The sequence below is a fragment of the Streptomyces sp. NPDC041205 genome, assembly GCF_055591765.1.
In genome coordinates, this window is the sequence record NZ_JBVIZH010000010.1 from 123303 (window position 1) to 134456 (window position 11154).

Sequence of the window (11154 nt, forward strand, 5' to 3'; positions counted from 1 at the left end):
CCGGCGGCCGGTGGCACGCCACCCTTGCCCCTCAACCCGAGTTGAACGCAAGCGGCCGAGGCGGCGACCCCACCGGGAGGCACACCCCGCCCCTGGCGGTCGACGCCATGGGTCCGGGCCAGAGTGTGGTGCCGGGCCACATGGGCGCCACCCCGCGCCGTGCCTATGTTTCCGGCCATGACCAGCGGACCTCACCCCATGCGGGACACCCCGGCTCCGGCCGCCCCGGGCGCCGTCGGCCTCAGCGGCCGCGTCGCCCTCGTCACCGGCGCGGGCAGCGGCATCGGCCGCGCCTGCGCCGTGGCCCTCGCGGCGGCGGGCGCGGAACTCCACGTCGTCGACGTCGACGCGGCCGCCGCCAAGGCCGTCGCGGACACCGTCGGCGGCCACGCGCACACCACCGACCTCGCCGACGCCGACGCCGTCGCCGCGCTGCCGACCGACGTCGACATCCTCGTCAACAGCGCCGGGCTCCAGCACATCGCGCCGATCGCCGAGTTCCCGCCCGGGCGCTTCGCGCTGATCCAGCAGGTGATGGTCACCGCCCCGTTCCTGCTCCTGCGGCAGAGCCTGCCGCACATGTACGCGCACGGCTGGGGTCGCGTCGTCAACATCTCCAGCGTCCACGGCCACCGCGCCAGCGCCTACAAGAGCGCCTACGTCGCCGCCAAGCACGCCCTTGAGGGCCTGAGCAAGGTCGCCGCCGTCGAGGGCGCCCCGCACGGCGTGACCAGCAACTGCGTCAGCCCCGGCTACGTACGCACCCCGCTCGTGCAGGGGCAGATCCACGACCAGGCCGCCGCCCACCGCATCAGCGACGAAGCCGTCGTCGCCGAGGTGCTGCTCGCCCGCTCACCGCTGAAGCGCCTCATCGAACCCGAGGAGGTCGCCGCGGCCGTCCTGTGGCTGTGCGGCCCCCACAGCGGCTTCGTCACCGGCACGTCCCTTTCGATGGACGGCGGCTGGGCGGCCACCTGACCGGCCCGCCCGCCCACGACCTCCCCGCACACCCCCGCTCATGCCTGTGCCACCCGCGAGTGAAACCCGGTGATCCCCATGGCCCGTCCCCGCAGCAGCATCGGCAAGATCGTCGGTGCCAGCCTCGTCGGCACCACCATCGAGTGGTACGACTTCTTCCTCTACGGCTCCGCCGCCGCACTCGTCTTCAACGAGATCTTCTTCCCCACGGCCGACCCGCTCACCGGCACCCTCATCGCCTTCATCACCTACGCCATCGGTTTCCTCGCCCGGCCGCTCGGCGGCGTCGTCTTCGGGCACTTCGGCGACAAGGTCGGCCGCAAGAAGCTGCTCGTGCTCAGCCTGCTCCTGATGGGCGGCGCGACGTTCGCGATGGGCCTGCTGCCCACGTACGACGCGATCGGCGTCGGCGCTCCCATCCTCCTGACCGTCCTTCGCCTCGTGCAGGGCTTCGCGCTCGGCGGAGAGTGGGGCGGCGCCGTGCTGATCGTCTCCGAGCACGGCGGCGACAAGCACCGCGGCTTCTGGGCCTCCTGGCCGCAGTCGGGCGCCCCCGGCGGCAACCTCCTGGCCACCGGTGTCCTCGCGCTGCTCGCCGCCGTGCAGTCCGAGTCCACGTTCCAGGCGTGGGGCTGGCGGGTGCCGTTCCTCCTCTCCGGCGTCCTGGTGATGGTCGGCCTGTGGATCCGCCTGTCCGTCTCCGAGTCGCCGGTCTTCCTCGAAGCGCAGGCCAGGGCCGAGGCGGCCGCCGCGCACGGGGCCAAGGACGAGCCGCCCGTCGTGGAGGTGTTCCGCAGGAACTGGCGGGAGGTCCTGACCGCGATCGGCACCCGCTTCGGCGAGAACATCTCGTACTACGTCCTCACCTCCTTCGTGCTCGTGTACGTCACCAAACACCTCGACCTGCCCAAGAGCACCGCCCTCAACGCCGTCCTGATCGGCTCCGCCGTGCACTTCGTCACCATCCCCGCCTGGGGCGCCCTCTCGGACCGGATCGGGCGGCGCCCGGTGACGCTCATCGGGTCGGTGGGCATGGCGCTGTGGGCCTTCGCGTTCTTCGGGCTCGTCGACTCGGAGTCGTTCTCCGTGATCACCGCGGCGGTGACGGTGGGGCTGCTGTTCCACGGCGCCATGTACGGGCCGCAGGCCGCGTTCATCTCCGAGATGTTCGACACCAAGGTCCGCTACTCCGGCGCCTCCATGGGCTCCCAGCTCGCCTCGATCGTCGCGGGCGCCCTCGCCCCGATCATCGCCGTGGAACTCCTGAAGGAGTACGACTCCTCCGTGCCCGTCGCCCTCTATCTGTCCCTGGCCGCCGTGGTGACGACGGTGACCGTGGCCCTCGCCCGCGAGACCCGGGGCCGCGACCTGCGCACCGAGGCGGGCGACCTGCCGACGGCGGGCCCGAACCCGGCGCCGGTACGGTCCGCCGCACCCGCCGCGCGTACCGAAGACGCACCCGCTGCGCGTACCGAGGAGACGGCAGTACGCTCCGGCGAACCCTCCTGAAGCCCCGCACCGCACGTCGGAAGGCAGCCGCCACCCATGGCATCCGCCCGCCCCCGCACCACCGCGCCGACGGCCCCCGGCGACACCGTGGCCGACGCTCTGTGGCACCTGCTCGACCTGCTCGGGCGGCAGGCCCCGGCCGAGAGCTTCGCCGCCGCCTCCGCCGCGGCCCGGGACGCGGGGGCGGGCCCGGCGGAACTGGCCCGCGTCGAGGCGGCCACCGAGGCCGCCCTCGGCATCCGCCGCACCCTCGACCAGCACCGGCGCCGCGAGGCCGAACTGTCCGCGCTGTTCGACACCGCGGGCGACCTCGCGGCCCTCAGCGACCTGGACGCGGTCCTGCGCGCCATCGTGCGCCGGGCACGGCTGCTCCTGCGCACCGACGTGGCGTACCTGACCCTCAACGACCCGACCGAGGGCGACACCTTCATGCGAGTCACCGACGGCTCCACGTCGGCGAAGTTCCAGCTCCTGCGGCTCGGCATGGGGGAGGGGCTCGGAGGGCTTGTCGCGCAGACCGCCCGGCCCTACGCCAGCGCCGACTACCGCGCCGACACCCGCTTCAAGCACACCGCCGTCATCGACGCGGGCGTCGGCGAGGAGGGCCTGCGCGGCATCCTCGGCGTACCGCTGCGCGTCGGCAGCCGCGTCATCGGCGTCCTGTACGCGGCCGACCGCACCCCGCGCGACTTCGCCCCCGACCAGATCGCGCTGCTCGCCTCGCTCGCCGACCACGCGGCCGTCGCCATCGACAGCGCGCGCCTCCTGGAGGAGACCCGTGCCGCCCTGGTCGAACTCAACGCGGCGACCGCCACCGCCCACGCCCAGAGCGAGGCCATGCGGCGCGCCGCCGAGACCCACGACCGGCTCACCGACCTGGTCCTCCGCGGCGGCGACGTGTCCGACCTCGCCGCCGAGATAGCCGCGCTCCTCGACGGCGGCCTCGTCGTCCAGGACGCCGACGGCACCGAACTCGCCCGCGTCGGCGCCGATTCGGCGACCGCGCCCGCGCGGGGCGTGGCCGCGTCCCGCGCCAGCGGGCACGCCGTGGCCGTCGACGGCGTCTGGGTGTCCGCCGTGCTCGCCGGACCCGAACCACTCGGCAGCATCGCGCTCAGTGGCCGCCCCGACCTCACCGACAGCGACCGGCGCCTCTTCGAACGCGCGGGCCTGGACACGGCGTTGCTGCTGCTCCTGCGCCGCTCCGTGGCCGAGGCGGAGGACCGGGTGCGCGGCGAACTCCTCGACGACCTGCTCAAGCCCGCCCACGCCACCGACCCGCGCCGCGCCGGACGCCTCTGCCTGCGCGCCCGCCGCCTCGGCGTCGACCTCGCGGAACCGACCTCCGTCCTCGTCCTGACCTGCGAACCCGACCTGCGCACCCGCCTGCTGACCGAGGCCGCCCGGCACGCCCGCACCCTGCGCGGCCTCGCCGGACCCCAGGGCGGCCATGTCGTCCTGCTCGCGCCCACCGCCGCGCCCGGGCCGCTCGCCGAGCGCCTGTCCGCCGACCTCGGCCGGGCCGTCGGGGCGCCCGTGACGTGCGGTGCCGCCGGACCCGCCGAAGGCCCCGCCCGGCTGCCCGCCGTCCATGCCGAGGCGCTGCGGTGTCTGCGCGCCCTGACGGTCCTCGGCCGCACCGGCCAGGGCGCGAGCCTGTCCGACCTGGGGTTCGTCGGCGTACTCCTCGGCGACCACACGGACGTCGACGGCATCGACGGCTACGTCCAGCGCGTCCTCGGGCCCGTCATCGACTACGACACCCGGCGCGGCACCGAACTCGTCCGCACCCTCGACGCCTACTTCGAGGCGGGCGCGAGCCTGTCCCGCGCGAAGGACGCGCTGCACGTCCACGTCAACACCGTCGTGCAGCGCCTGGACCGCGCCGCACGCCTCCTGGGCCCGGACTGGAACAGTCCCGACCGGGCCCTGGAGCTCCAACTGGCCCTGCGGCTCAGCCGGTTGCGCCGCCCGCCGGGGACTGGTCCGGCGTAGCGTCCCGGGTCCGGCGGCGCTGCGTGGGCACGGCGTCGAGGGTGTCGGTGCGGTACTGGAGCGACTGGAGCTCGAACAGGCGCCGGAACAGGTGCGGTCCGTCGGCGGACATCAGCGTGGCGAAGTCGCCCTGCTCGACGAGTCTGCCCTCGTCGAGGACGTAGATCACGTCGGCCTCCTTGACGCTGTGCAGGCGGTGCGTGACCAGGACGATGGTCTGGTCGGCCGACGCGAGCGCGCGGATCTTGCGGAAGGCGTCGATCTCGGCGGCGGGGTCCATGCTGCTGGTCGGCTCGTCGCAGATGAGGATGTCGGCGTCGCGGAAGTAGGCGCGGGCCAGGGCGATGCGCTGCCACTGGCCGCCGGACAGGTCGACGCCGCCCTCGTAGCCCTTTTCGCACAGGGTGTCCCAGCGGTGCGGCAGGTCGTCGAGGACGCGGTGCGCGTCGGCGTACGCGGCCGCCGCGTCGAGCCGTGCCGTGTCGTGGATGTCGCCGGGGCGGCTGATGGCGACGTTGGCGCGGGCGGTGAACGGCCACCGCTGGAAGTCCTGCAGGACCAGGGCCACATGGTCGAAGACGTCGTCGCGGCGCAGCGCGCACAGGTCGGTGCCGTCCCAGGTGATGGCGCCCGACGTCGGCAGATAGAGGCCCGCGAGGAGCTTGCTCAGGGTCGTCTTGCCCGATCCGTTCGCGCCGACCAGCGCGATCACCTGGCCCTTGCGGATGGTCAGGGACACGTTGTCGAGGGCCGGGGTCTCCCGTTCGGGGTAGCGGAAGCTCACCCGGTCGAACTCGATCACGGCGGGCGGCCGCGGCACCGGGACGCCGGTCGCGGGGATGGCGCGCTTCTTGGCCTCCTCGCGGGCGCGGATCAAGTCGTTCATGAACAGGCTCTGTTCGTAGAGGTGGTGGATGTGCGACACCATGCGGCGCAGTCCCGCCGTGCCGCTGGTCAGCGCGAGCGCGGCGGTGGCGCCGGACGCCAGCGGCAGATGACCGGTCGTCAGGAGCCAGGCGAGCAGGGCGTAGGTGCCACCCGCGGTCAGGCCCGACAGGGCGGACGTGGCCAGCTCGGTGCGGGCCTCCAGGTGCGCGAGGCGCGTCTGCTCGTCCGCGGCCTGCGCCGCCATCTGGTCGAACTGGTCGAGCAGGAACGGGCCCGCGCCGTGCACCCGCAGTTCCGGCGCCGCCTTCTGCGAGATGAGAAGACGCCGCAACGCCCCTTGCTGGCGCACGTGTTCGAGCCAGATCTGCACCGACTCGTACGTGCGCCGAGCGGCCCGCACCGTGCCCCAGGCCTTGGGCACCACCACCGCGAGCAGCAGCGGAAGCAGCACCGGGTGCAGCACGGCGAGGACCCCGCTGACGGCGAGCAGCGCCATCAGGGCCTCGACGATGCCGAGGGTGTGCTCGATGAGACGGCGGGCCGCGGTCTGGCCGTGCTGTCCGGAGTCGAGGACCGCGTGGAAGTCGGAGCGCTCGATGTGCTCCATCTCCACCCGGATGACCTCCTTCATCATGGAGAGCCCCGCCACGCGCTCCACCTTCGGGCCGAGGCGGCCCGCCGCCGCGAACGACACGGCGCGCAGCGTCGCCGCGAACGCGCTGGCGGCGGCCACCCACACCAGGGACGGCAGCGCGTCGCGCACCCGGTCGGCGGTGGGGCCCGCGGCGAACAGGGACACCAGGACGCGGTTGGTGGCGAGCAGCCCGAACGCGGTCGCCGCGGCCTGGCCGAGCTGGGCCACCGCGACCACCACGAGCGCCAGTGGGTCGGCGCGCCAGGCGAGTGTCACGGTGTGCCGGAACAGGCGCGGGATCTGCCGCAGGATCGACAGGAACGACGCGTTGAGGCGCGCCAGTTCATGGGTGGTCCAGCCCCATGAGCCGCGTAACCGCCCACCGAAGAGCAGTTGTTCGGGCGGCGTGGGGGTGCCGGGGCGGCGCTTCCCGGGAGCCGGGGGAAGTGATGCCAAAGTTCCTCCCTGATCAGGGGTCGTCCGTCCGGAACCTGCCCCGGACGGCTCCGTCGATCCTCATCGGCGGATCGCCGCGACGGGGCACCCCGGACGAAACTTTCGGACGAATGTCTGAAAGCGTCCTGTTTTGAAGGGAGTTGAGGGGGCGTGAGGGGGCGGCCGGGGCTCAGGAGAGAGCGCGCGCCCGGTGGCGGCGAACCGCGTCCCGGTTGGCGCACCGCTGTGAGCGGTAGCGCTGCCGCCCGGTGCGGGAGGTGTCGGCGAAGATCGTGGTGCACTCCGTCGCGGTGCACCGCCGCAGCCGGTGCATGCCCCGACCCGTCAGGTGCAGCGCCGTGCCCACGGAGATCAGTTTGAACAGCAGCGGGCCGAGCGGCTGTTCGTCGTCCCGGTAGTGCAGGTGCCGGCCCGTGCCGGCGTGGTCGGTCAGTCGCGGGTGGGCGGTGGCAGCCGCCAGCATCCGGTTGAGCAGCCCGGCGCGGGTCTCCTCGTCGGCGGTGTCGACGACCTCCTCCCACGCGGTCAGCGCCTCCAGGGTGCGGTCCAGGTCCTGCGGCGGCCTGATCCGCATGGGACGACGTACGAGAGGCCAGGGCCCGGCCGCGGGTGACGGGGATCCGTCCGCGAGGGGCGAGGGTCCGGCCGCGGGCGACCGGGATCCGTGGCGCGGGGAGCGCCGCGCCCGGCTATGTCCCGCTGCTCTGCGTCCTGCTGGTCGTCGGCGCCGGCGTCGCGCTGCTCGGGGCGGGCGTCTTCGTGGGCGGCTACCGGCGGCCGCCGTCCGTGTCGTCCACGCCGTCCGTGTCGTCCGCGCCGTCCGTGTCGTCCACGGCATCCGTCTCGCCCACCCTGTCCACCCCCCTCGGCCTGGTCCGCGCCGCCCGCACCTCGACCCGCGCTCAAGCGACCCTCCACTCCGCTCTCCGCTCTCCGCGCGACTCGCCGCCCGGCTGCGGCTGCTCCGCGCACCCTCCATGGTGACGATCGTGCTGTCCGGGACGAGTCTGATCTCGGTGCAGTACGCCGTGGGTGTCCTGGCCGTCCTGCACCTGCACGAGGCGGCCTCGGTCGGAGCCGGGACGGCGGCCCTGGTCCTGGTGGCAGCCCAGGGCGCGGGCGTGGTCGGCCGCGTCGCCCTCGCGGTACGCAGCGACCGCGGCCCCTCCGGTCGGCACGGCACCATGGCCCTGTGCGTGGTCGCCGTGGTCGCGGGGATGGTGGTGCTGATGACTCCGCCGGGCCGCGTCCCAGCCCTGGCCTGCGGTGTGCTCGTCTGGCTCGGCTTCTTCGGCTTCGGCTGGTACGGCCCTTGGGTCGCCCACGTGACCGAGTCGGCCCCCGCGGGCCGGACCGGGTTCACCCTCTGCCTCGCCATGTCCGGCAACCAGGTCGCCATCGTCGTGATGCCGCCCGCGCTCGGCCTGCTCCGCGACCTGACCGGCGGCTTCACCGTGGTCTGGGTCCTGCTGTCCGCGGTGACCGTGCTGGCCCTGGTGGTCACCACCCGCGCCGACCGCCGCCTCCGGAGGCAAGGTCCCCCCGGTGCCCTGGAGTCGCCGGACACTGCCGAGGCTTGGCCGCCGGCTGCGTCCGTGGCCCCTCATCGCCCGGACTGACCGTCCCGCACCTCTTCCCGCGCCTCTTCCCGTACCTCGTCCGGTACGAGGACGACCTTGCCCGTGACCGTGCCGGACTCCGCGAGCCGCATCGCGTCGGCCGCCCGCGACAGCGGGATCCGCGCGGCGACCTGCGGCTCGAGCTTTCCCTCCGCCAGCAGCGCGAAGACCTGCCCGAGGTCGGCCCCGAGCCGGGCGCGGAAGGCGTCGGCGCGGCGGCGCCCGGCCCAGATGTTGAAGAAGTGCGCGTGGCGCGAGTTGGGCAGCGCGTTCCACAGCGCGAGGCGTGCGAAGAGCTTCAGGACGGGGGCCTTGGAGGACCCGGCGGCGTCGCGGGTGGACGCGGTGCCGTACGACACGAGCGTGCCGCCCGGTGCGAGCAGCCGGAACGAGTCCACGATGCCGTCGCCGCCGACGTGGTCGAAGACCGCCCGCGCGCCGTGCGGCGCGAGGCCGCGCAGCCGCCCGTGCAGGTCGGGGTCCCGGTAGTCGACGGGGGTGACGCCGAGCGCGCGGAGCTTGTCGTGGTGGCGCCGCGAGGCCGTGCCGATCACCCGGACACCGGCGATCCGCGCCAACTGCACGAGGGCGGAGCCGACGCCGCCGTTCGCGCCGAGCACGACGATCGTGTCGCCCGCCTCGACCCTGGCCGTGCGGTGCAGCATCTGCCAGGCCGTGATGCCGTTCACCACGAGGGTCTCGGCGTCCGCCGACGCCACGGAGTCCGGCACCTCGACGAGGTCCGCCGCGTCCACCACGACGTGACTCGCCCAGCCGCCGGTCTTGGTGAGCGCCGCGAACCGCCGCCCGGCCAGCGCGGGTTCGACCCCCTGGCCGGTCGCCACCACTCGGCCCACCAGGTCGTACCCCGGCACGAACGGGAACGGCGGCTGGTCGTAGTACTTCCCGCGCCGCATCTGCTGCTCCGCGAACGAGACGCCGGTGGCCTCCATCGCGAGCAGCACCTCGCCCTGGCCGGGGGTGGGGGCGGCGACGTGCCGGACCTCGAGCCCGTCGGGCTCGACGACGCCGGGCAGGACGACCTCGGTCGCGACGGTCCCGGCGGCGGGCGCCGTGGTCTGCGTGGTCGTGGTCTGCGTGGTCGTCGGCTGGTTCTCGATCGTGTGCGTCTCGCGCATGGTTTTGCCTCTCTCGGCGGGTAGTGCTTATCGCTTCGGTTAGAAGCTCTAACTGGAGAATGGCCCGCACTCGAAGCCCTGTCAAGCCCCTCTTCCTTGAGTTAGAGTCTCTAACCACAGTGATAGTCGAGCGACAAGGAAGGGAGCCACCGCCGTGGCAGACCCCTCAACCCCGCGCCAGCGCTACCGCGACCAGGTGCGCGGCGAGATCAAGGCCGCCGCCCTGGAACAGATCCGGGCGGGCGGCGCGCCCGCGCTCAGCCTCAACGCCGTCGCCAAGGGGCTCGGCCTCACCGGCCCCGCCCTCTACAAGTACTTCCGCAACCGCGACGACCTCCTCACCGAGCTGATCTGCGACGGCTACGACGCCGCGGCCGTCGCCATGCGCGAGGCCGCCGACGGCGCGGCGGACGCCCCGCCCCGGGACCGGCTCCTCGCCCTCGGCACGGCGCTGCGCGACTGGGCGATCGGGGCGCCGCACGTCTACCAGCTCCTGGCCGGTACGCCGTCCCCCGGCTACCAGGCGCCCCCGGAGACCACCGACCGGGCCCGCGCGGTGCTCGGCCCGCTGCTCGGCGTGCTCGGGCAGGGGAACTGCGCGGGCGCCGCCCTCGAACTGCGCGCGGAGATGCGTTTCTGGCTGAACGAGACCCCGGCCGTCGAGGAGTGGGTCAAGGCATGGGCCCCGGACGTCGACCCGGCGACGGCACTCGCCGGCACGGTGACGGCGTGGGCCCGGCTGCACGGGATCGTCAGCCTTGAAGTGCAGGGCCTGTTCGGGGGGATGGGGCACCGCCCCGGCACGCTGCTCAAGGCCGAGATGGAGGCGCTGGCCGACGCGATGGGGCTGCCGGGGCCGGCCCGGTGACTCCCTCGGGGGCCGGCCCGGTGACACGGACGGCTTGATCGGCTCGGTGGGCCGGATGCGACCGCGCCCGGCGGGGCAGGATGGGCCCGCTGCGCACAACCGCCCGGTCAGGCGGGCGGACCACGCGGTCAAGCGGGCGCAACCCCCGTTCCAGGGGGCGGCCCACCCGTGCAAGCAGGCGGAACCCCCGTTCGAGGAAGGTGCGGCGATGGAGAACGCGGCCCCCGGACAGCTCGTCGTCTCGACGGCGACGCCCGACGACTGGCGCACGGTCACCGAGTGGGCGGCGCGGGAGGGCTGGAACCCGGGTGTCGGCGACGCGGCGGCGTTCTTCGCGCAGGATCCCGACGGGTTCTTCGTGGGCCGCGTCGACGGCGAGCCGGTGTCGGCGATCTCCGTCGTCACCTACGGCCCGGCGTACGCCTTCCTCGGCTTCTACCTGGTCCGCCCCGACCTGCGCGGCCGCGGCCACGGCCTCACCACCTGGCGGACCGCCCTCGCCCACGCCGGGGACCGGGTCGTCGGCCTCGACGGCGTTCCGGCGCAGCAGGACAACTACCGGCGCTCCGGCTTCCAGCGGGAGCACGGCAGCCTGCGCTACGTCGGCCCCCTGGGCGCGCCGGGCCCGCCGCCCGCGCACATCGAACCCGTGGCGGACGTGGGCCTTGGCGCCGTCGCCGCGTACGACAGCGCCTGCTACCCCGCCGACCGGCCCCGGTTCCTCGACGTCTGGCTGACCGCGCCCGGCCACCCCGCGCTGGCGAGCGTCGTCGACGGCCGCGTCACCGGGTACGGGGTGCTGCGCCCGGGCCGGGACTCACCGCGCGTCGGCCCGCTGTTCGCCGACACCCGCGCCGACGCCGAGGCGCTGCTCGACGCGCTCGGGGCCGAGTCCGGCGGCGCGGCCGTCGCCCTGGACGTACCGGAGACGAACACTCAGGCCGTCGCGCTCGCGGAGGGGCGCGGCATGAAGCCGTCGTTCGAGACGGCGCGCATGTACACGGGCCCGGTACGGGAGTTCGCGCGCGAGCGGGTCTTCGGGATCACCACGCTGGAACTCGGCTGAGA

The 11154-nt window shown here is 74.1% G+C and carries 10 protein-coding genes; 7 read left to right on the forward strand and 3 right to left on the reverse strand.

Translation table 11 applies throughout. The features are described from left to right. Positions 1-177 precede the first annotated feature (177 nt). The 3 genes from ACZ6BG_RS33385 to ACZ6BG_RS33395 all read left to right on the forward strand — a co-directional run bounded on the left by ACZ6BG_RS33385 (position 178) and on the right by ACZ6BG_RS33395 (position 4482). Complete coding sequence (locus tag ACZ6BG_RS33385; protein ID WP_469008416.1) at positions 178-978, forward strand: 3-hydroxybutyrate dehydrogenase; 801 nt, start codon at positions 178-180, stop codon at positions 976-978. 78 nt (positions 979-1056) lie between these two features. Continuing rightward, on the forward strand, positions 1057-2487 hold the full coding sequence (locus tag ACZ6BG_RS33390) for an MFS transporter (RefSeq protein WP_469008420.1): 1431 nt from the start codon (positions 1057-1059) through the stop codon (positions 2485-2487). 36 nt (positions 2488-2523) lie between these two features. Next, entirely contained in the window at positions 2524-4482 is a 1959-nt protein-coding gene (locus tag ACZ6BG_RS33395) for a helix-turn-helix domain-containing protein (RefSeq protein ID WP_469008422.1), read from the forward strand. On the opposite strand, the gene ACZ6BG_RS33400 is transcribed toward ACZ6BG_RS33395, so the two are convergent. Beyond that, complete coding sequence (locus ACZ6BG_RS33400; RefSeq protein ID WP_469008425.1) at positions 4442-6460, reverse strand: ABC transporter ATP-binding protein; 2019 nt, start codon at positions 6458-6460, stop codon at positions 4442-4444. The genes ACZ6BG_RS33395 and ACZ6BG_RS33400 overlap by 41 nt on opposite strands. 169 nt (positions 6461-6629) lie before the next feature. Continuing rightward, positions 6630-7034 (reverse strand): CGNR zinc finger domain-containing protein, encoded by a 405-nt coding sequence (locus ACZ6BG_RS33405; protein ID WP_469008428.1) that lies wholly within the window; start codon positions 7032-7034, stop codon positions 6630-6632. 35 nt (positions 7035-7069) lie between these two features. On the opposite strand from ACZ6BG_RS33405, the gene ACZ6BG_RS33410 reads away from it, so the two are divergent. Both ACZ6BG_RS33410 and ACZ6BG_RS33415 read left to right on the forward strand, forming a co-directional pair. Continuing rightward, positions 7070-7444 carry a hypothetical protein gene (locus tag ACZ6BG_RS33410; RefSeq protein ID WP_469008514.1) on the forward strand — a complete coding sequence of 125 codons (375 nt, stop codon included), beginning with the start codon at positions 7070-7072 and terminating at the stop codon, positions 7442-7444. After that, the gene (locus ACZ6BG_RS33415; protein ID WP_469008503.1) at positions 7414-8079 is read left to right on the forward strand and encodes an MFS transporter; all 666 of its coding nucleotides are present in this window, start codon (positions 7414-7416) and stop codon (positions 8077-8079) included. The genes ACZ6BG_RS33410 and ACZ6BG_RS33415 overlap by 31 nt, the downstream gene beginning before the upstream one ends. On the opposite strand, the gene ACZ6BG_RS33420 is transcribed toward ACZ6BG_RS33415, so the two are convergent. Beyond that, on the reverse strand, positions 8064-9218 hold the full coding sequence (locus ACZ6BG_RS33420) for a medium chain dehydrogenase/reductase family protein (protein ID WP_469008430.1): 1155 nt from the start codon (positions 9216-9218) through the stop codon (positions 8064-8066). The genes ACZ6BG_RS33415 and ACZ6BG_RS33420 overlap by 16 nt on opposite strands. Positions 9219-9372: 154 nt before the next feature. Between ACZ6BG_RS33420 and ACZ6BG_RS33425 the strand changes: the two genes are divergently transcribed. Then, a complete protein-coding gene (locus ACZ6BG_RS33425) occupies positions 9373-10086 on the forward strand; it encodes a TetR/AcrR family transcriptional regulator (protein ID WP_469008432.1) in 714 nt (237 codons plus the stop codon). A gap of 208 nt (positions 10087-10294) precedes the next feature. Continuing rightward, positions 10295-11152 (forward strand): GNAT family N-acetyltransferase, encoded by an 858-nt coding sequence (locus tag ACZ6BG_RS33430; RefSeq protein ID WP_469008434.1) that lies wholly within the window; start codon positions 10295-10297, stop codon positions 11150-11152. Positions 11153-11154 lie beyond the last annotated feature (2 nt).